Source organism: Paraburkholderia gardini, assembly GCF_907164575.1.
In the GTDB taxonomy this organism is placed as follows: Bacteria; Pseudomonadota; Gammaproteobacteria; order Burkholderiales; family Burkholderiaceae; genus Paraburkholderia; species Paraburkholderia gardini.
On sequence record NZ_CAJQYY010000010.1, the window covers coordinates 18,159 to 39,163 of the forward strand.

19 protein-coding genes are annotated in these 21,005 nt (G+C 63.1%); 3 read left to right on the forward strand and 16 right to left on the reverse strand.

The features are described from left to right. Window position 1 precedes the first annotated feature (1 nt). Complete coding sequence (gene ppsR, locus LPA34_RS10070; RefSeq protein WP_228977564.1) at window positions 2-817, forward strand: posphoenolpyruvate synthetase regulatory kinase/phosphorylase PpsR; 816 nt, start codon at window positions 2-4, stop codon at window positions 815-817. A 42-nt stretch (window positions 818-859) separates the two neighbouring features. Here ppsR and LPA34_RS10075 read toward each other — a convergent pair whose 3' ends face one another. From LPA34_RS10075 to rpsB, 16 genes are all read right to left on the reverse strand, one after another. Next, window positions 860-1,642: a TrmH family RNA methyltransferase gene (locus LPA34_RS10075; RefSeq protein ID WP_228977566.1), complete on the reverse strand. Its 783-nt coding sequence runs from the start codon at window positions 1,640-1,642 to the stop codon at window positions 860-862. Window positions 1,643-1,697: 55 nt separating this feature from the next. Continuing rightward, a complete protein-coding gene (gene rnhB, locus LPA34_RS10080; RefSeq protein ID WP_228977568.1) occupies window positions 1,698-2,444 on the reverse strand; it encodes a ribonuclease HII in 747 nt (248 codons plus the stop codon). Continuing rightward, on the reverse strand, window positions 2,441-3,610 hold the full coding sequence (gene lpxB, locus LPA34_RS10085; protein WP_228977570.1) for a lipid-A-disaccharide synthase: 1,170 nt from the start codon (window positions 3,608-3,610) through the stop codon (window positions 2,441-2,443). Before lpxB ends, rnhB begins: the two co-directional genes overlap by 4 nt. A 3-nt stretch (window positions 3,611-3,613) precedes the next feature. Beyond that, window positions 3,614-4,402 (reverse strand): acyl-ACP--UDP-N-acetylglucosamine O-acyltransferase, encoded by a 789-nt coding sequence (gene lpxA / locus LPA34_RS10090; protein ID WP_228977571.1) that lies wholly within the window; start codon window positions 4,400-4,402, stop codon window positions 3,614-3,616. Window positions 4,403-4,450: 48 nt separating this feature from the next. After that, the gene (fabZ, locus tag LPA34_RS10095) at window positions 4,451-4,915 is read right to left on the reverse strand and encodes a 3-hydroxyacyl-ACP dehydratase FabZ (RefSeq protein WP_228977574.1); all 465 of its coding nucleotides are present in this window, start codon (window positions 4,913-4,915) and stop codon (window positions 4,451-4,453) included. A 234-nt stretch (window positions 4,916-5,149) separates the two neighbouring features. After that, window positions 5,150-6,226 (reverse strand): UDP-3-O-(3-hydroxymyristoyl)glucosamine N-acyltransferase, encoded by a 1,077-nt coding sequence (lpxD, locus tag LPA34_RS10100; RefSeq protein ID WP_228977576.1) that lies wholly within the window; start codon window positions 6,224-6,226, stop codon window positions 5,150-5,152. A gap of 20 nt (window positions 6,227-6,246) precedes the next feature. After that, the gene (locus tag LPA34_RS10105) at window positions 6,247-6,777 is read right to left on the reverse strand and encodes an OmpH/Skp family outer membrane protein (protein WP_228977860.1); all 531 of its coding nucleotides are present in this window, start codon (window positions 6,775-6,777) and stop codon (window positions 6,247-6,249) included. Window positions 6,778-6,829: 52 nt separating this feature from the next. Then, window positions 6,830-9,142 (reverse strand): outer membrane protein assembly factor BamA, encoded by a 2,313-nt coding sequence (gene bamA / locus LPA34_RS10110; RefSeq protein ID WP_228977578.1) that lies wholly within the window; start codon window positions 9,140-9,142, stop codon window positions 6,830-6,832. 67 nt (window positions 9,143-9,209) lie between these two features. Continuing rightward, entirely contained in the window at window positions 9,210-10,598 is a 1,389-nt protein-coding gene (rseP, locus tag LPA34_RS10115; RefSeq protein WP_228977579.1) for an RIP metalloprotease RseP, read from the reverse strand. A gap of 7 nt (window positions 10,599-10,605) precedes the next feature. Continuing rightward, window positions 10,606-11,808, reverse strand: a complete 1,203-nt coding sequence (locus LPA34_RS10120) for a 1-deoxy-D-xylulose-5-phosphate reductoisomerase (protein WP_228977581.1) — start codon at window positions 11,806-11,808, stop codon at window positions 10,606-10,608. A 10-nt stretch (window positions 11,809-11,818) separates the two neighbouring features. Beyond that, window positions 11,819-12,640, reverse strand: coding sequence for a phosphatidate cytidylyltransferase (locus LPA34_RS10125; protein WP_228977583.1), 822 nt, complete (start codon window positions 12,638-12,640; stop codon window positions 11,819-11,821). Then, on the reverse strand, window positions 12,634-13,416 hold the full coding sequence (gene uppS / locus LPA34_RS10130; RefSeq protein ID WP_228977586.1) for a polyprenyl diphosphate synthase: 783 nt from the start codon (window positions 13,414-13,416) through the stop codon (window positions 12,634-12,636). The genes LPA34_RS10125 and uppS overlap by 7 nt, the downstream gene beginning before the upstream one ends. Window positions 13,417-13,478: 62 nt before the next feature. Further along, complete coding sequence (frr, locus tag LPA34_RS10135; RefSeq protein ID WP_228977588.1) at window positions 13,479-14,039, reverse strand: ribosome recycling factor; 561 nt, start codon at window positions 14,037-14,039, stop codon at window positions 13,479-13,481. Between the two features lie 96 nt (window positions 14,040-14,135). Next, entirely contained in the window at window positions 14,136-14,849 is a 714-nt protein-coding gene (pyrH, locus tag LPA34_RS10140; RefSeq protein WP_090530669.1) for a UMP kinase, read from the reverse strand. Between the two features lie 222 nt (window positions 14,850-15,071). Further along, complete coding sequence (gene tsf / locus LPA34_RS10145; RefSeq protein WP_228977862.1) at window positions 15,072-15,953, reverse strand: translation elongation factor Ts; 882 nt, start codon at window positions 15,951-15,953, stop codon at window positions 15,072-15,074. 192 nt (window positions 15,954-16,145) lie between these two features. Continuing rightward, entirely contained in the window at window positions 16,146-16,898 is a 753-nt protein-coding gene (rpsB, locus tag LPA34_RS10150) for a 30S ribosomal protein S2 (protein WP_228977591.1), read from the reverse strand. 438 nt (window positions 16,899-17,336) lie between these two features. Here rpsB and map point away from each other — a divergent pair, with 438 nt between their 5' ends. Then, entirely contained in the window at window positions 17,337-18,146 is an 810-nt protein-coding gene (gene map / locus LPA34_RS10155; RefSeq protein WP_228977592.1) for a type I methionyl aminopeptidase, read from the forward strand. Window positions 18,147-18,177: 31 nt separating this feature from the next. Then, the gene (locus LPA34_RS10160; RefSeq protein WP_228977594.1) at window positions 18,178-20,754 is read left to right on the forward strand and encodes a [protein-PII] uridylyltransferase; all 2,577 of its coding nucleotides are present in this window, start codon (window positions 18,178-18,180) and stop codon (window positions 20,752-20,754) included. Window positions 20,755-21,005 lie beyond the last annotated feature (251 nt).

The following is a 21,005-nucleotide window of genomic DNA, read 5'->3' on the forward strand; positions in this document are numbered from 1 at the left end:
GATGCCGCCCACCGTATTCATCGTCTCCGACGGTACCGGGATCACTGCCGAAACCTTCGCGCATTCGATCCTTTCCCAGTTCGACCAGAAATTCCGTCTGGTTCGCGTGCCTTTTGTCGATTCGGCGGAAAAAGCCTACGCCACGCTCGAAAAAATCAACGAGGCCGGCCAGCACGACGGCCGCCGGCCGATCGTGTTCTCGACGCTCGTCGACAGCGCGTCGAACAATATCGTCAAGGATTGCAATGCGCTCGTGCTCGACATGTTCCAGACCTTCGTCGAGCCGCTCGAACAGGAACTGGAACTGAAGTCGAGCCACGCGATGGGCCGCGGGCACCAGAACGCCGACACCGAGGAATACAAGAACCGGATCGAGGCCATCAACTTCTCGCTCGCGCACGACGACGGTCAGTCGAACCGCAATCTCGCCGACGCCGACGTGATCCTGGTCGGCGTATCGCGCAGCGGCAAGACGCCAACGAGCCTCTATCTCGCGATGCAATACGGCGTGAAGGCAGCGAACTATCCGTTGATCCCGGAAGACTTCGAGCGCGGCAAACTGCCTACGCCGCTACTTGAGCATCGTCAGAAGATGTTTGGGCTGTCGATCGATCCGCAGCGGCTCTCGGAGATCCGTAACGAGCGGCGTCCGGGCAGCAAGTACGCGGCGCTCGCGAACTGCCGCTACGAAATCAACGAAGCGGAATCGATGATGCGACGTGAAGGGATCAAGTGGCTGTCGTCGACACATAAGTCGATCGAGGAAATCGCGACAACGATCCTGCAGGAAATCAGGCTCGACCGTTCGTCGTATTGATTGCGGATACCAGCGCGCGACGCGCGCTGCCCGCAAGCAGGATCAGGCGCCGCGCTGCTGGCGGCACTGCTCGAAGAGACATACGGCAGCAGCCGCCGCCACATTCAGCGATTCCATTCCGCCCGGCTGCGGGATCGTTACCCGATGCGTGACCGCGTCGCGCCACGGCTGCGACACGCCAGCGCCTTCATTGCCGAACACCCACGCATGCGGGCCAGACAGATCGCAATCGTAGATGGCCTCGGCACCGTGCGAATCGGTGATCGTGACCGGCGCGTCGAGTCGTTCGATCAGCGTACCGGCTTCGACGTCCTCGTGAATCTCCAGCAGAAAATGCGCACCCATGCCCGAGCGCAACACCTTCGACGACCACGCGTACGCCGTTCCCGGCGCGCAGAACACGTGCGACACGCCCGCGGCCGCCGCGCTGCGCAGAATCGAGCCGACGTTGCCCGCGTCCTGAACGCCGTCGAGCACGACGCAGGTCTGCGTGACCCTGTCCGGCAGCGGCACGTCGATCTTCTCGACGAGCAGCAGGATACCCACGCCATGCACCACGTTCGAAAGCTGCCCGAACAGCGCATCGGGTAGCGTGACTACGCGCTGCGCGTCGATGCGCGACACGATCGCCTGCGCTTCTTCATGACGCAACGCGCCTTCGGTGACGACGCACGTTTCCGGCTGGCCCGCGACATCGAGATACGCGCTCGCCAGGTGAAAGCCTTCGAGTAACGCGTGCGCGCTGCGCCGCTGCTGGTGCGTCGAACCGGCCAGCGCTTTCAGGCGTTTGTAGAGCGGGTTGTCCCGCGAGGTGATGGCTTTCACAGGGGGTCGCGAAGGGTTCGGGTAGTCAGGGCGCCGCTTCAGTCGAAGCGCCTTTTCAGAACGCGGGGACGCCGTCGCCGAAAGCGTTACCGGAAACGTCGTCGCGCAACGACGGCAACACGACGGGCACCTTGCCCGGCCGGCCCAGCCGGGCATACGCCTCGCGCACCGGCGCAAACGAGCGCCGATGGTGTTCGCACGGACCGTGTTCGAGCAGCGCGGCCAGATGCTGTGGCGTGCCATAGCCCGAATGCGCGTCGAAGCCGTACACAGGATAGACCTGATGCAAGTCGAGCAACAGGCGGTCACGGCTGACTTTCGCCAGAATCGACGCAGCCGAGATGCTCTTCACCAGCGCGTCGCCGCCGATGATCGCCTCGCTGCGCACGCTCAGTACCGGACAGCGATTGCCATCGATCTTGACGAGCGTCGGCGTGACAGCCAGCCCTTCGACGGCGCGCTTCATCGCGAGCATGGTGGCGTGCAGGATGTTGATCGAATCGATTTCCTCGACCGAAGCCGACGCGATGCAGAACGCCAGCGCGCGATCGACGATCCTGTCGTACAGCTCCTCGCGCTTTTTTGCCGTGAGTGCTTTCGAATCGTCGAGACCGCGGATCATCGGCTTCGCCGGATCGAAAATCACCGCCGCGGCCATCACGGGGCCGGCCAGCGGACCCCGGCCGGCTTCATCGACGCCGCATATGATCTCGACGTCCGAATCGAAGTTCAACCCGGTCTGGAACGCCGCCGCGGAGCCGCCCGCAACCGGCTTCCGGCGCGGTGAGCGCGCGCCTGTCACCGCCGCTCCTTGTGGGTTTCGATGATGCCCGTCACCACTTCCGCGGCGCGCCGGGCCGTGTTCTGCTTCAGCACGTGATGCATTTCCGTGAAAATTTCCGTGAGCGTACGGCGATTGGCTTCGTCGTTCAGTTGCGTCAGCGTGGCGTCGGCTAGCGCTTCAGGCGTCGCGAAATGCTGGAGAATCTCCGGCACCACGAAACGCCCCGCCAGAATGTTCGGCAAGCCGACGTACGGCAGATAACCCTGCCGCCGCATGATCTGGCCCGTCAGCCAGGGCACCTTGTATGAGATTACCATCGGCTTCTTGAGCAGCGCGGCTTCCAGTGTCACCGTGCCGCTTTTGACGAGAATCGCGTCGGCGGCGGTCATCGCAGTCTGCGACTGGCCGTCGGTGATCGTCAAGGCAAGACCCGGATGGGCGTCGACAAGCGGCTTCAGCAGTTCGCGCAGCGCCGGCGTCGCCGCCGGCATCACGAAGCGCACGCCGGGCTCGCGCTGCTGCATCAGTTCCATCGCGTCGAAGAACGTCGGCCCGATCAGGGCGATTTCCGAGCGCCGGCTGCCCGGCAGCACGGCGATCACCGGCCCGCTTTCCGCCAGACCCAGCGTGCGACGCGCGCCCAGCGTGTCGGGCACGAGCGGAATCTCGTCCGCGAGCGGATGGCCCACGTACGACGCAGCCACGCCCGCTTTTTCAAGCAGCGCCGTCTCGAACGGGAACACGCACAGCATGTGGTCGACCGCTTTCGCGATCTTTTTGATCCGGCCGCCACGCCACGCCCAGATCGACGGGCACACGAAATGGATGGTCGGAATGCCCGCGTCACGCAGCGGATGCTCGAGCCCAAAGTTGAAATCGGGTGCATCGACACCGATGAATGCATCGGGCGGATCGGCCAGCAACTGGCGCTTCAGGTCGTTGCGAATGCCGAGAATCTCGGGAATATGCCGGAGCGCTTCGACATAGCCGCGCACTGTCAGCTTTTCCATCGGCCAGTGCGCGTCGAAGCCCGTCGCGATCATGCGCGGGCCGCCAATGCCGTAATACTGCGTCGATTCGGGCAGGCGCGCCGACAGGCCGTCGAGCAGCGATGCCGCGAGCAGATCGCCCGACGGCTCGCCGGTCACCATTGCAAGCCGCAGCGGGCGGGGTTGAAGCGCCATCGGCTAGCGGATGATGCCGCGTTGCGACGCTTCGACGAAGGCCACCAGCGCCTGCACCGGAGCATCGCCGTCGCCGCCGGCGATGGCGAGTTCGCGCAACTGGACCTTCGCCTCTTCGAGCGAAAGACCGTTCTTGTACAGCACGCGATAGGCTGTACGCAGCGCCGAGATCGCATCGGCGGAAAAGCCGCGACGACGCAGCCCTTCGACGTTGATGCCGTGCGGCTCCGCCTTGTTGCCGGCCGCGATCACGAACGGCGGAATGTCCTGCACGAGCGCCGAAGCGCCGCCGAGCATCGAATGCGCGCCGATGCGCACGAACTGATGCACGCCCGACATGCCGCCGATGATCGCGTGGTCGCCGATCGTCACGTGGCCGGCCATCTGTGCATTGCTCGACAGGATGACGTTGCTGCCCACGCGGCAATCGTGGCCGATGTGGACGTACGCCATGATCCAGTTGTCGTCGCCTAGCGACGTGGTTCCCGTGTCCTGCACCGTGCCGGTGTGGATCGTCGTGAACTCACGAATCATGTTGCGATTGCCGATCTCGAGCTTTGTCGGTTCGTCCTTGTACTTCATGTCCTGCGGACGGCCACCCACCGATGCGTAATGACCGATGCGATTATCTTCACCGATCGTGGTGTAGCCCTCGATCACACTGTGCGACCCGACCGTGGTCCGCGCGCCGATCGTGACGTGCGCGCCGACGACCGCATAGGGCCCGATTTCGACTGACTCGTCGAGCTGCGCGCCCGGCTCGATGATCGCAGTAGGATGAATCCTGCTCATGCGCCCTCGCTTGTGATTCGTTGCGTTGTCTGGATGCTGCGCGACCGCTTACTGGCCGTCGTCCGTGGTGCGGACCGCGCACATCAGGTCGGCTTCCGCCGCCACCTGGCCATCCACCTCGGCGCGCGCCTTGAACTTCCAGATGCCGCGCATGTGGCGCTCGAACGTGGCGTTCAGGATCAACTGGTCGCCCGGTTCGACCACACGCTTGAAGCGCGCGTTATCGATACCGACGAACAGATACAGCGTGTTGTCCGGATCGTGCGGCTCTTCCGCGAACGTCAGCAGCGCGGCCGTCTGGGCGAGCGCTTCCAGGATCAGCACGCCTGGCATGACCGGGCGCTTCGGGAAGTGGCCTGTGAAATACGGCTCGTTGATCGTCACGTTCTTCAGCGCCTTGATGCTCTTGTGCGGCTCGAGTTCGAGCACCCGGTCGACGAGCAGGATCGGATAGCGATGCGGCAGCAGCGTGAGAATCTTGTGAATGTCGAGATTGATTTTTTCGGTGTTCATGGTGTTTCTGCTCACGCGTGGATGGCGCGATGATGACTGCGGATGCTTGCGCAGGCAGGTTGATAACGCGTGCGGCTGTCGTTTCATGTAACCAGACTGCGTCTCCCGCCGGCCGGTCACGACAACAGCGCTTACGCCGTGCTCGTGCTCTGTGTTGCTTGTGTGCTTCGTGCTGCACGGGCGTTTCCACCCGTGCCCCGCGTCATGCGGTCCCTGTAGCGAATCGGGATACTGTTACGCCTTCTCGCCTGCCGCTGCCCCCGCGCCCGCTTCCAGCGCCTTGATGCGCTCGCGCAGCTTGTCGATATTGCGCAGCAGTGCGGCACTCTTGTTCCACGAAGCATGATCGACGGCCGGAAACGCACTCGTGTACATGCCTGGCTTCAGCAACGATTTCGATACGCCCGACTTCGCCGTGACGATGACATGGTCGACCAGCGTCACATGGCCGGCAATACCGACCGCGCCACCGATCATGCAATGGCGCCCGATCGTCGTGCTGCCCGCGATGCCGGCGCAGCCCGCGATGACCGTATACGCGCCCACCTTGCAGTTATGGCCGATCTGGACGAGATTGTCGATCTTTACGCATTCTTCGATGATCGTATCGGCCATCGCGCCGCGATCGATCGTCGTGTTCGCGCCAATCTCGACGTCCGACCCGATCGACACACCGCCGACCTGCGGAATCTTCACCCAGCTGCCCGTGCGGGCGTCGCCGTCGCCGGTGAAATCAGGGGCAAAGCCAAAACCGTCCGAGCCGATCACGGCACCGGCATGAATGATGACGCGCGGGCCGATCCGGCAGCCATGGTAGACCGATACGTTCGGGTACAGATGAGCGCCGTCGCCGACCTGCGTACCGCGGCCAATCACGACATTGGCGTCGATCTGTACGTTTTCGCCGATGACGGCCCCCGCTTCCACCGTCACGTTCGGGCCGATCACGGCGCTCGCCGCGACTTTCGCCGAAGGATCGATCGTGGCGCTGGCGTGGACACCCGGCGCGCGCTTCGGCGCGGCGAGGTCGATGAACGCCTGGGCGATGCGCGCGAAGTAAGCGTACGGGTTGGGCGTGACGATGAAGTTACGGCTCGAACCGGGCGCGAGTTTCGCGAGATCTTCGGCGTTGATCAGCACGGCGCCCGCGCGGGTCGTCTCGACCTGCGACAGATACTTCGGGTTCGCGAGGAACGCCAGCTGTTCCGGACCAGCCTGATCGAGCGGCGCAAGGCTGCCGACGCAATGCGCCGGGTCGCCAACTACCTTGCCGCCGAACTGCCGGGCGATATCCTCGAGCGTAAATCCCATGCGTGGACTGCTCCTGCTGTTCAGTTTCCGTTGGAGGACGCGGCCAGCGCCTTCAGCACCTGATCCGTAATGTCGATACGCGGACTCACATACACCGCTTCCTGCACGATCAGGTCGTAATGTTGCGCCTCGGCGATCTGTTTGATCACCTTGTTCGCGCGATCCAGCACCGCCGCCAGTTCCTCGTTACGACGCTGGTTCAGGTCTTCACGGAATTCGCGCTGCTTGCGCTGGAAATCCGTGTCGAGCTGCGACAGGTCACGCTGCTTCTGCGCACGATCCGCCGGCGACAGCGACGAACCGTTCTTGTCGAGCGAATCGGACATCGACTTCAGACGTGCCGCCATATCCTGCAGGTCCTTGTCGCGCTTCGCGAACTCGGCCTCGAGCTTGACCTGCGCCGCCTTTGCAGCCGTGGATTCGCGCAGGATACGGTCGGAATTGACCGCCGCGATCCTTGCTTCCTGCGCGTGCGCCACGGCGCTCACGCCCAGCGTCATGACCAGCGCCATGGCGCACATCACACGTTTCGAAAACATACCGGTTAGCAAAGTCATCCTCTCGATACTGTAGATAATCCGGAGCTGCGCCTCGCCCGCGCGATCAGAACGCCGTCCCGATCTGGAACTGGAATTTCTGGTACTGGTCGCCTTCATGCTTCTGCAGCGGGAAACCCAGGCTCAGCTTGAGCGGTCCGATCGGCGAGATCCACGCGAGACCCACGCCGTAGCCGTAGCGCAGGCCGTTCGCGCCATTCGAGTTGGCCGCGTTGCTCGCGTCCGCCCAGACGTTACCACCGTCGAGGAACGTGAACACGCGCAGCGTACGATCGTAACCGGTGCCCGGCAGCGGGAACGTCAACTCGATGTTGCCGACCACCATCTTCGAACCGCCGATCGGGTCGCCCGTCGTCTTGTCGCGCGGACCCAGCGAACTCGGTTCATAACCCCGCACCGAGCCGATACCGCCCGCGTAGTAGTTCTTGAAAATCGGGTATGGCTTGCCGCCGAGACCGTTACCATAGCCGCCCTGGAAGTTGAGGCCCAGCACGAAGCCACGCGAGAACGAATAATAGTACTGCGCCTGGAGGTCGGCCTTGTAATACTGCGTGCCGCCGACCGGCGTGCCGTACTCGGCGTTGGCCTGCGTGAAGTAGCCGCGGCTCGGGACAAGCGCGCTATCGCGCGCATCGCGCGACCAGCCAACAGTGAGCGGTACGTTGTTCGATACGCGACCGAAATCGTTAACGTACTGTTGATATGACGCCGGCGTGTTCGCATCGACGTCGAGCGTATTCTGTTCGAGGCCCGCGCCGAAGTAGACCGTATCCAGTTCCGAGAACGGGATACCGAACTTCAGGTCGCCGCCCATCGTGACGATCTTGAAGCTTGAATCCGTCGAGTAATACAGCGGCTCGTACGTACGGTAGTAGACGTCGGTAATGCGCTTGATGCCATCGACCGTGAAGTACGGGTCGACCTGCGTGACCGTCAACGTGCGGTATGTTTTTGCCGTGTTCACGTTGACCGAGAGACTCGTACCCGAACCGAACACGTTGTCCTGCGACACACCGGCCGACAGCACGACCTTGTCGGTCGACGAGAAACCCGCGCCCAGCGTGATCGCGCCGGTCGGCTTTTCGGCCACTTTGACGTCGACGTCCACCTGGTCGGGCGTGCCTTCCACCGGCGTTGTCGTGACGTCCACATCGGTGAAGTAGCCAAGACGGTTGATACGGTCTTTCGACAGCGCGAGGCGGTTCGAATCGAACCATGAGCTTTCAAGCTGGCGCATTTCGCGGCGCACGACTTCGTCACGCGTACGCGTGTTGCCCACGACGTTGATCCGGCGCACATACACGCGGCGGCTCGGATCGACCTGCAGCGTGAGGTCGACCTTGTGATGTTCCTGGTCGATCTGCGGCAGCGCGTTCACCGTGGCGAACGCGTAGCCGTATTCGCCGAGCTTGTCGACGATCGCCTTTGTTGTGGCCTGCAGCTTTTCCGCCGAAAAACGGTCGCCGGCCTTGATCTTGATCAGCTTGTTGAGCTCGGCTTCGCGATCCAGCAGATTGCCCGCGAGCTTGATGCTCGAGATCGTGTACGGCTCGCCTTCGTGCAGCGCGACCGTCAGGTACATGTCCTTCTTGTCCGGCGAGATCGACACCTGGGTCGACTCGATGCTGAACTCGAGGTAGCCGCGATTCAGGTAATACGAGCGGACGTTTTCGAGGTCGCCCGTGAGCTTTTCCTTCGCGTACAGGTCGTTCTTCGTGTACCACGAGAACCAGTTCGGCGTGGACAGCTGCATTTCATCGCGCAGCGTGCCGGTGCTGAACGCCTTGTTGCCGATGAAGTTGATCTGGCGGATCTTGGCGCTCGGACCTTCGACGACCGAGAACAGCACCGCGACGCGGTTGCGGTCGATCGGCGTGATGGTCGTGGTGACTTCGGCGGCGTAGAAGCCGCGCGTCAGGTACTGGCGCTTCAGTTCCTGCTCGGCCTTGTCGACGAGCGCCTTGTCGTAGTAACGGCCTTGCGACAGCCCGACGGCACGCAGCGCCTTCGCCAGGTTGTCTTTTTCGAATTCGTGAATACCGGAGAAATCGATCGTGCCGATGGCCGGCCGTTCGATTACCTGCACGATGACGACGTTGCCTTCGGTGGCGATCTTCACGTCGTTGAAGAAGCCCGTTGCGTAGAGCGCCCGGATGGCTTCGGACGCCTTGTCGTCATTGAACGTATCGCCCTGCTTGATCGGCAGATACGAAAACACGGTACCGGGTTCGACGCGCTGCAACCCCTCGATCCGAATGTCCTGCACCACGAAAGGTGTCGTCGCGTGAGCCACCAGCCCATGCGCGGCAAATGCCGCGGCTACAACTGTCTTTGGAACAAAGCGATGAGGTTTAAACAACGTGCTTCCCCAGTATGTATAGCTGCATCAGGTCGGGCGGTCGCCATCGTGAACGCCACCAGACACTTTAAAAATGGATTAAACGAGCAAGATCGTTGAAGAGCGCGATCGCCGACAGTGCGACGATGCAAACCAGCCCCGCTCTCTGCAGAACAAGCTGCCAGCGATCAGATACGGCTTTGCCGGTTACAGCTTCAACCAAATAATATAACAGATGACCCCCGTCCAATACCGGAATTGGTAAGAGGTTTAACACACCGAGACTGATACTGACGAGCGCGAGGAACGACAAAAACGCAGACGGACCAAGGCGTGCGCTCTTTCCCGCGTAGTCGGCGATCGTCACGGGACCGGACAGATTCTTCAGCGACGCCTCGCCGGTGATCATCCTTCCGAACATGCGAAGCGAGTACACCGCGATGTCCCACGTGCGGTGCGCGCCCATCTGAACGCTCTCGAGCGGCCCGTAACGCACATCGACGGACGGCACCTGCGTCGCGAGCGCCGCGCCAATGCGGCCGATGTTCTGGCCGGTGGCGTCGTCGCGAGTCAGTACCGGCACGACGCTCAGATCGCGCTGCACGCCCGTCTGGCTGCCCTGCGTGCCGCGCTCGATCTGCAACGTGATCGACTTGCCCGCATGGGCCTTGACGTAAGCGATGAAAGCTGTCGCGCTGCCGACCGGATGACCGTCGGCTGCGCGAACCGTGTCGCCTGCCGCAAGACCTGCTTTCTGCGCCGCGCTGCCCGGTTCGACACTCGCCACCGTCAGCGTGCCGCCGCCCGGCTCGAAGCCAAGACGGGTCATGAAATCGTCGTCGACGTCGCGATCGGCAAAGTCCCGCAGATCCAGCGCAAAATCGAACGTGCCGCGCCCATCCTTCGCGCCCAGCACGACGCGCCGGTGATCGAACGCGGCACCCAGCAGCTTCCAGCGCAAATCGGACCACGAGCGGACCGGATCGGTCTCGCCGCCGTTTTCGTCGCGAATCGATACGACCGTTTCGCCGCCGTCGAAACCCGCACGCGCGGCCAGCGTGTTCGCCGCGGGCGCCGCGACGATCGCCGCGGGCTCAGTCACGCCGCTCGCAAACACCACCGCGAACAGCACGATCGCCAGCAGGAAATTCGCGACGGGACCGGCCACGACAATCGCAAACCGTTTCGCGACGGACTGCCGGTTGAACGCGTACGGCAGTTCCCCGGCCGGGATCGTGGTGCCTTCTTCACGCTCGTCGAGCATCTTCACATAGCCGCCCAGCGGCAGCGCGGCGATCGTCCACTCGGTGCCGGTCTTTTTGCTGACCCACTGAACAAGCGGTTTGCCGAAGCCGATCGAAAACCGCAGCACCTTCACGCCGCACAGACGCGCGACGCTGTAATGGCCGTATTCGTGCACGACAACGAGCACGCCAATCGCAACGGCGAAAGCGACCAGTTCGATCAGCACATTCATGAACGCCTCACTGGACGGCGCGTTCCGGATGGACGCCCGCGGGCAGCCGGTCGATAAAGGCCGTGGCGGCGCGGCGCGCGGCGGCGTCGGCTTCGATCACGTCTTCGAGGGCGGCGGCGCTGCGGTTCGACAACCCGTTCAGCACGGCATCGACCACCTGCGCAATGGCCATGAAACCGATCCGTCGCGACAGGAACGCGTCGACCGCGACCTCGTTCGCGGCGTTCAGCGCCGCACTCGCGATGCCGCCTTCAGCCAGCGCCTTCGTGGCAAGCGCGAGGCACGGGAAGCGCGTGTAATCCGGCCGCTCGAACGACAGCGACGCGACCTGCGCGAGATCGAGTTGCGCGACGCCAGAATCGACGCGATCCGGGAACGCCAGCGCATGCGCGATCGGCGTGCGCATATCGGGATTGCCGAGTTGCGCGAGCACCGAGCCGTCCGCGTACGACACCATCGAATGGATCACGCTTTGCGGGTGAATCAGCACTTCGATACGTTCGCCCGGCAGATTGAAGAGCCAGTGCGCCTCGATGACTTCGAGGCCCTTGTTCATCATCGTCGCCGAGTCGACTGAAATCTTTCGACCCATCACCCAGTTCGGATGCGCGCAGGCTTCGTCGGGTGTGACGTCGACGAGCGTCGACGGTTCGCGTGTGCGGAACGGGCCGCCCGACGCAGTCAGGATGATCTTCGACACGCCGCCGTGCAGCGCCGCTTCACGCGGCAGGCACTGGAAAACCGCGTTGTGTTCGCTGTCGACAGGCAGCAGGATCGCGCCGTTGTCGCGCACCGCGTCCATGAAGATCGCGCCCGACATCACCAGCGCTTCCTTGTTCGCAAGCAGGATGCGCTTGCCGGCGCGCGCGGCGGCCAGACTCGGCGCGAGACCCGCCGCGCCGACGATTGCGGCAACCACCGTGTCGCAGCCCTCGCTCTTCGACACGTCGACGAGCGCCTGCGGGCCGTATGTGACTTCGGTCTTGCAGCCGGCCTCGCGCAGCTTCGTCGCGACCTGCGCGGCCGTTGCCGCATCGCCGACGACGGCCACTTCGGGCGAAAAGCGCAGACACTGCTCGACGAGCTTGTCGCCGTTACGGTGTGCGGTCAGCGCGTAGACAGAGAAACGCTCGGGATGACGCGCAACGACGTCGAGCGTGCTGTCTCCAATCGAGCCCGTTGAACCGAGCAGAGTTAATCGTTTTTGCATGTCTCTTTCTCTAGCCGAGCAGCAGCATCGCAAGCGGCAGCACCGGCAATAACGCGTCGATACGGTCGAGGACGCCGCCGTGTCCCGGCAGCAGGCCACTGGAATCCTTCACGCCAGCCTGGCGCTTCAGCATCGACTCGAACAGGTCGCCGACGACGCTGAATATCACCAGCACGGTCAGCGCAATGAGCGCCCGCAGGGCGCCATGGCGCTCCAGCAGCGCCGAATACAGGGTCGGCTCGAACGCATGGACGGCGACGGCCGCGATAGCCACGGCCAGTACGGCAACCCAGCCGCCCAGCGCGCCTTCCCAGGTCTTGCCCGGGCTGATGGCAGGTGCGAGTTTATGCCTGCCGAATGCCTTGCCTGAGAAGTATGCGCCGATATCGGCCAGCCATACCACTAGCAGCAGGGAGAGCACGAACGGCACGCCGGCCATGCGGGCCGCCACGAGCGCATGCCAGCAGGCGACGAACACCAGCAGGCCCGCGACCAGCAGGAAACCCCGCCAGGCGCCCTGTGCGAGCATCGGCTTGCGCAGCAGGACGAACGGCCCGACGAGCACCCAGAAAACCGACGCCGCCTGGAAGAGCGGCCGGGGCTCGTCGACGCCCGTGCCGAGCTTCGTGCTCGCAACGAGCGCCACGGCGGCGATCAGCGCATAAACGACCGGGCCGGCGCCGCCCAGCTTCAGGAGGCGCGCCCATTCCCAGGCGGCGAAAACGACGACGAACGCGATCAGCGCGCCAAACGCGCCCACCGGCGCAAAGAAGGTGACCGGCAGAAAGACAGCCAGCAGGACGAGCGCCGTGATGACACGGGTTTTTAGCATGGAAGCGAATCGACGTTCTGCGATTGCGGTTCGAGCTGCGCGCTCGTGCGGCCGAAGCGGCGCTCGCGCTCCGTATAGGATTCGATGGCGTGACCGAGCGCGTCGGCGTCGAAATCCGGCCAGAAGGTATCGGTGAAATAGAATTCGGTGTACGCGAGCTGCCACAGCAGGAAATTGCTGATGCGCTGCTCGCCGCCGGTACGGATGAAGAGATCCGGTTCGGGCGCGTAGGCCATCGCGAGATGTTCGGCGAAGGCTTCTTCGGTCACCTCGACGGGGCGACCCGCCGCGACCGACTGCTCGACCAGCGCGCGGGTGGCCTGCATGATGTCCCAGCGCCCGCCGTAATTGGCGGCGATGGTCAGCGTAAGGCGGGTATTGCGCGCGGTTTTCGTCTCCGCGCGACGGATCAGGTCCTGAATGCGCGTATCGAACATCGTGAGGTCGCCGACCACGCGCAGACGGATGCCGTTCGCGTGCAGCTTGCCGATTTCGCGCTCCAGCGCGGTCACGAAAAGGCGCATCAGGAACGACACTTCGTCGTTCGGACGACGCCAGTTTTCGGAGCTGAACGCGAACAGTGTCAGATATTCGACGCCGCGGCGGGCACACGCCTCGACGGTAGCCCGCACCGCGTCGACGCCACGGGTATGGCCCGCCACGCGCGGCAGCCGGCGCTGCGTCGCCCAACGGCCATTGCCGTCCATGATGATCGCGATATGTCGCGGCACCGCCGCGACATCAGGCACGCGAACGGTAGAGCTGGTATAGGTCATGGCCGTCGGGACAAAGACTGCAAAAAAAAGTGAAACCGTGAAGATGCTGGAGCCGGACGGTTTTACACCGTCATGATTTCGGCTTCCTTGGTCGTCACGAGCTTGTCGATTTCCGCGACGAACCGGTCCGTCAGCTTCTGGACGTCGTCACCGGCACGACGCTCGTCGTCTTCGGAGATTTCCTTGTCTTTCACGAGCTTCTTCAGCTGCTCGTTCGCGTCGCGGCGCAGGTTGCGCACCGCGATTTTGGCCGTTTCGGCCTCGCTCTTCACGACCTTCGTCAGCTCGCGGCGACGCTCTTCGGTCAGCGCGGGCATCGGCACACGGATCACGTCGCCCTGCGTCGCCGGGTTCAGGCCAAGATCCGATTCGCGGATCGCCTTCTCGACGACCTGCACCATCTTCTTTTCCCACGGCTGCACGCCAATCGTGCGTGCGTCGATCAGCGTCAGGTTCGCGACCTGCGAGATAGGCACCGGCGAGCCGTAGTAATCGACCTGAATGTGGTCCAGCAGCCCCGTATGGGCGCGGCCCGTGCGGATTTTCGACAGATCGTTCTTGAACGCTTCGATCGTACGCTGCATTTTCTGGTCAGCGCCCTTCTTGATGTCAGCCACAGACATGATTAAACCTCCGAACCTTTAAATCGGTGCAGGCCGGCCAGCACGCATGAGCGGCGACCTGGGCCCGCGTTCAGCCCACTTTACGTGGAAGGGAGTTTACACGTGGACGAGCGTGCCTTCGTCCTCGCCCTGTACGATGCGCTTGAGCGCGCCCGGCTTGACGATCGAAAACACGCGGATCGGCAGCTTCTGGTCGCGGCACAGCGCAAACGCGGTCGCGTCCATGACCTGCAGATTGCGGCCGATCGCCTCGTCGAAGCTGATCGTGGTATAGCGCGTCGCGGACGCATCCTTTTTCGGATCGGCCGAGTAGACGCCATCGACCTTCGTGGCCTTCAGCACGACTTCCGCGCCAATTTCCGAGCCGCGCAGCGCGGCGGCTGTATCCGTCGTGAAGAACGGGTTGCCCGTGCCGGCCGCGAAAATCACGACCTTGCCCTCTTCCAGCTGCCGGATGGCGCGCGGGCGGATGTACGGCTCGACGACCTGGTCCATGCGCAGCGCGGACTGCACGCGCGCCTCGATACCGGCGTGGCGCATTGCGTCCTGCAGCGCCAGCGCGTTCATCATCGTGGCAAGCATCCCCATGTAATCGGCCGTCGCACGGTCCATGCCGGCCGCGCCGCCCGCGACGCCCCGGAAAATATTGCCACCGCCAATCACTACCGCCAGCTGCGTGCCGAGCTGCACGACCTCGGCCACGTCCGCCACCATTCTTTCGATCGTCAGGCGGTTGATGCCAAATGCATCGTCGCCCATGAGAGCTTCGCCGGAGAGTTTGAGGAGGACGCGTTTATAGGCAGTGGGCATAGAGATATCCGGATCGCGCTGAAGAGGACGACGACAACATGGAACTGTAGGGGTGAAATGCTGATTCGGGCAAGCGCCGCCAGATTATCGGACCCGAAGGCCCGGCCCGGGCGGCTGTAGCGCGGGAATCAACCCGCGTTACAGCCCGCGTCTGACCGCGTGGCACTGCCGGCCGCAGCAGGATCTTGCCCCGCCGCGGGTCAAACGATACTGCGAGACCGCTTATTGCTGCTTTGCAGCAGCGACCTGCGCGGCCACTTCAGCAGCGAAGTCGTCCTGTTTCTTCTCGATGCCTTCGCCGACGACGAACAGTGCGAACTTCTGCACACTCGTGTTCGCGGCCTTCAGCATCTGTTCGATCGTCTGCTTGTCGTTCTTGACGAACGGCTGGTTCAGCAGCGACACCTCCTTCAGATACTTCTGGACGCTGCCATCGACCATCTTCGCGACGATTTCAGCCGGCTTGCCCGATTCGGCGGCCTTCTGTTCAGCAATGCTGCGTTCCTTGGCGATCAGGTCAGCCGGCACTTCGTCCGACGACAGCGAGACCGGCTTCATCGCGGCGATGTGCATCGCGACGTCCTTGCCGACCTGCTCTTCCGCGCCCGTGTACTCGACCAGCACGCCGATACGCGTGCCGTGCAGGTACGCCGCCAGCTTGTTGGGCGTTTCGAAACGCACGAAACGGCGGATCGACAGGTTTTCACCGATCTTGCCGACCAGCGCGAGGCGCACTGCGTCGACCGTCGAGCCTTCCAGCGGCAGCGCCGACAGGGCGGCGACGTCAGCCGGGTTTTGCGTTGCGACCAGCTGGGCAACGGTGTTCGAGAAAGCGAGGAAGTCGTCGTTCTTCGAAACGAAGTCGGTTTCGCAGTTCAGCTCGACGATCGCGCCTGCGTTGCCGCCGATGAACGAAGCGATCACGCCTTCAGCCGTCACACGCGATGCTGCCTTGCTGGCCTTGTTGCCGAGCTTCACGCGCAGCAGTTCTTCAGCACGGGCCATGTCGCCTTCGGCTTCCGTCAGGGCCTTCTTGCATTCCATCATCGGCGCGTCGGTCTTCGCGCGCAGTTCTGCAACCATGCTTGCGGTAATTGCCGCCATCATTCGCTCCTTGAGTCTGTCTTTCACACGCCGCCCGCACTTCGATACCGGCGGCAAGAATTCGTTTCCGCTGCGGCGCGAAAAATTTGCCGCGCCGCGTGCCGGGCTGCCTGCCCGGCCTGCACTCTTTATCGCGGCTTAAAAAAAGGGGGCCTGTAGAAAGCCCCCTTTTTTGCCGGACACGGGGCAGTTTTACGCTTCCCCGTTGACCTCGACGAACTCGTCGCCTTCGCCGCCACGGGCAGCCTGCACCACTTCGTTGACCGCGTTCGCACGGCCTTCGAGGATCGCGTCAGCCACGCCTGCCGTGTACAGGATGACAGCCTTGCTGGCGTCGTCGTTACCCGGAATCACGTAGTCGATGCCTTCCGGCGAATGGTTCGTGTCGACCACGGCAATGACCGGCACGCCAAGCTTGTTCGCTTCAGTGACGGCAATCTTGTGATAGCCGACGTCAACGACGAAAATCGCGTCCGGAATACCGCCCATGTCCTTCACGCCGCCGATCGACTTTTGCAGCTTCTGGATTTCGCGTTCGAACAGGAGCGCTTCCTTCTTGCTCATGCGCTCGGTTTCGCCCGACTCAACAGCGGCTTCCATGTCCTTCAGGCGCTTGATCGACACCTTCAGCGTCTTGAAGTTGGTCAGCATGCCGCCAAGCCAGCGGGCGTTGACGTAAGGCATGCCAGCGCGCTTCGCCTCTTCGGCGATCGTGTCGCGCGATTGACGCTTCGTGCCGACAAACAGGATCGTGCCGCGATTCGCTGCCAGCTGACGCACGTACTTCAGTGCGTCGTTGTACATCGGCAGCGTCTTTTCGAGGTTGATGATGTGAATCTTGTTGCGATGGCCGAAAATGAAGGGGGCCATCTTCGGGTTCCAGAAGCGCGTCTGGTGACCAAAGTGGACACCGGCTTCCAGCATTTGACGCATGGTAACTGCCATGAAAATCTCCGCGAGGGTTGGGGTCTTAAGCCGGCTGCCGTATCCACTGCGCCGCGCCCGCCTCTGCGGGAACCTGACGCCGCGAACACCCTGGGTGCGCCGGCTTGCGAGTCTGCTGCCTTGTGCTGCTTTTACTGCCTTTTACTACTTCTTCCTTGCTGCCACATCCGCCGCCCCGGGCCCGCAGTAGCGGCACGGCAAAATAACCCTGAACGACTTAGCCAAAGATTATAGCACGTGACTATCGGTCGACTCAACCCGCGCGGTTGCCCCTGAACCGCGCGGCGGTTGCACCTTCCGGCGCCAGCGACCCGGCTGCCACGCCCGCCGATGCTCCCTCAACATCTAGCCGGACGGCCAGAACGCCGTCTCAAAAGGCTGCGGCAGGCCCCATATGGTGCGATAATCTTTTAATAAACTGCATTTCAGGCCCGACTCATGGCTATTACGCTCAAAAACGAAGACGATATCGCGCAGATGCGCATTGCCGGCAAACTCGCAAGCGAGGTGCTCGACTACATCACGCCGCATGTCAAGGCCGGCGTGACGACGGGTGAACTCGATCGTCTGTGTCACGAATACATGCTGAACGTACAGGGCACGATTCCGGCGCCGCTCAACTATCAGCCGCCCGGCTATCCGCCCTACCCGAAAGCGACGTGCATTTCCGTCAACGACGTGATCTGCCACGGCATTCCGGGCGAAAAAACGCTCAAGAACGGCGACGCGCTCAATATCGACATCACCGTCATCAAGAACGGCTATTTCGGCGACACCAGCCGGATGTTCATCGTCGGCGAGGGTTCGATTCTCGCGAAGCGGCTCGTGCAGACCACGTTCGAATGCATGTGGCGCGGCATCGAGCAGGTTCGGCCCGGCGCGCATCTCGGCGATATCGGCCATGCGATCCAGCGGCACGCCGAGGCCCAGGGTTATAGCGTCGTGCGGGAATACTGCGGTCACGGCATCGGCCAGGTTTTCCACGACGATCCGCAGATCCTGCATTACGGGCGCCCCGGCACCGGCATCGAGCTGCAAAAAGGCATGATTTTCACGATCGAGCCGATGATCAACGCCGGTCGTCGCGATATCCGCACGATGCCTGACCAGTGGACCGTGAAAACGAAAGACCGCAGCCTGTCGGCACAATGGGAGCACACGATACTGGTCACGGAAACAGGTTATGAAGTGCTGACGGTCTCCGTCGGCACGCCTGCCCGCCCGGCTCTCGCCGCCGCCACCGCCTGAACGGTCCCTCGATCTCCTGACCCGGTCGCCCATGAGTGTTCCAGCTGTCGCGCTAACCCATGCCTCGTCGCTACGGGCGGACTACAAGGTGGCCAAAGCTTTGTTACTGGAGCGTTTCCGGTCAGCGGCCAACGTCGACTCGCTGATGCGCTCGCTCGCGCGCCTCACCGACAGCGCGCTGACAGGCGCCTGGAGTGCCTGCGAGCTGCCCGGGTCGCTGGCGCTGGTCGCCGTGGGCGGCTTCGGTCGCGGCGAACTGGCGCCTCATTCGGATATCGACATCCTCGTCCTCCTGCCGGACGAACCGGTCCCGCATCTGGAAGCACGTATAGAGCGCTTCATCGGGCTTGCGTGGGACCTGGGCCTCGAACTCGGCAGCAGCGTGCGCACTGTTTCGCAATGTCTCGACGAAGCGGCCAACGACATCACGGTCCGCACAGCACTGCTCGAAGCACGCCGGATCACGGGTAGCACGGCGCTCTTCGAAGATTTCTCGCAGCGCTACCGCGACGCCCTCGACCCACGCGCGTTTTTCCAGGCCAAGGTGCTGGAGATGCGTCAGCGTCACGCCCGGTACCAGGACACGCCGTACGCACTCGAGCCGAACATCAAGGAAAGCCCCGGCGGCCTGCGCGATCTGCAACTGATCCTGTGGGTCACGCAGGCAGCGCAATTGGGCAGCAGCTGGCGCGAGCTGGATGCGCGCGGCCTGATTACCGGGCGTGAAGCACGCGAGTTGCGCCGTAACGAAGGTTTTCTGAAAACACTGCGGGCCCGTTTGCACATCATTGCCGGGCGTCGCCAGGACATCCTGGTGTTCGACCTGCAGAATCCGGTCGCGGAGAGCTTCGGTTACAAGGCGACCGCCACGAAGCGCGCCAGCGAACAGCTGATGCGCCGCTATTACTGGGCGGCCAAGGCTGTCACGCAGCTTGCGACGATTCTGATCCAGAACATCGAGGCGCAGCTTTTTCCGAAAACAAGCAACATCACCCGGGTCTTGTCCGATCGTTTCGTCGAAAAACAGGGCATGCTGGAAATTGCCACGGACGACGTTTTCGAGCGTGAGCCGAACGCAATCCTCGAGGCTTTTCTGCTGTACGAGAAAACGCCTGGCGTGAAGGGCCTGTCCGCCCGCACGCTGCGCGCGCTCTACAATGCGCGCGAGATGATGGACCAGCACTGGCGGCGGGATCCCGAAAACCGGCGACTCTTCCTCGATATCCTGAAGCAGCCGGAAGGCTTGACGCATGCAATGCGCCTGATGAACCAGACCAGCGTGCTTGGGCGCTACCTGTTGAATTTCCGGCGCATCGTCGGACAGATGCAGCACGACCTGTATCACGTCTATACGGTCGACCAGCATATCCTGATGGTACTGCGCAATCTGCGCCGCTTCTCCGTGGCCGAACACGCGCACGAGTACCCGTTCTGCAGCCAGCTGATCGCGAACTTCGAGCGGCCCTACGTGCTTTACGTGGCCGCGCTGTTCCACGATATCGCCAAGGGGCGCGGCGGCGACCATTCGACGCTCGGCATGGCTGATGCACGCCGCTTCTGCCGCGATCACGGCATCGGCGGTGACGATGGCAAGCTGGTTGTGTGGCTCGTCCAGCAGCATCTGACCATGAGCCACGTCGCGCAGAAACAGGACACGAGCGATCCAGAGGTGATCAAGGCATTTGCCGCCCTCGTCGGTTCCGAACGGTGGCTGACCGCGCTTTACCTGCTGACCGTTTCCGACATTCGTGGCACGAGCCCGAAAGTATGGAACGCATGGAAAGGCAAGTTGCTCGAAGACCTGTACCGGGCCACGCTGGCCGTGCTCGGTGGGGCGCGTCCCGATGCGCATTCCGAACTGAAATCGCGGCAGGAGCAGGCGCTTTCGCTGCTGCGTCTCGAAACCGTTCCGGAAAACGCCCAGCGGGCGCTGTGGGACAAGCTCGATGTGGGTTACTTCCTGCGTCACGACGCGGCTGACATCGCGTGGCAAACGCGTGTGCTGTACCGGCACGTCGAAACGCCCACACCGATCGTCCGGGCCCGGCCGTCGCCGATCGGTGCGGGGCTTCAGGTGCTCGTGTACGTGAAGGACCGCCCTGACCTGTTCGCGGCGATCTGCGCGTATTTCGACCGCAATGCACTGTCGGTGCTGGATTCGCGGGTCAGTACGACGCGCCACGGATACGCACTCGACAACTTCCTCGTCGCGCACACCGAGGAAGACGTGCATTATCGGGACATCGCCAATCTGGTGGAACAGCAACTGTGCGCCCGGCTGTCGGGCGAAGGTCCGTTGCTGCCAGAACCGTCGAAGGGGCGCCTGTCGCGTCTGTCGCGGACCTTCCCGGTTACGCCGCGTGTCGATCTTCGGGCCGACGAGCGCGGCCAGTACTACATCCTGTCCGTGTCGGCGAACGACCGGCCAGGCCTTCTTTATTCGATCGCGCGCGTGCTGGCGGAACATCGGGTCGGCGTCCATGCGGCGCGGATCAACACCCTCGGCGAACGTGTCGAGGACGTGTTCCTGCTGGACGGCCACGGCCTCTCGGACAACCGCCTGCAAATTCAGGTCGAGACCGAACTGCTGCGCGCGATCGCAGTGTGAGATTTCATGCGAGTCAAACTGACAGCCAGGCACCCGCGGCCGGCAAGTGCCGATCGGGCTCCCGTTCGTTCGGGCAGCGCCGCGGCGCGTAGCAAATCCAAGCCGGTTGGACCCAAGCCGACGTCGATGCTGGGCAAACGCAACAGCGACGACGCGGGGGCAGGCGAGCGCCGCGGCGGACCGTCTTCCGGGGGCGCGGCAAAGCGCTCTTTTGCCGGGGCCGGCCCTGCCGGCGGCAAACGTGCGCCGGG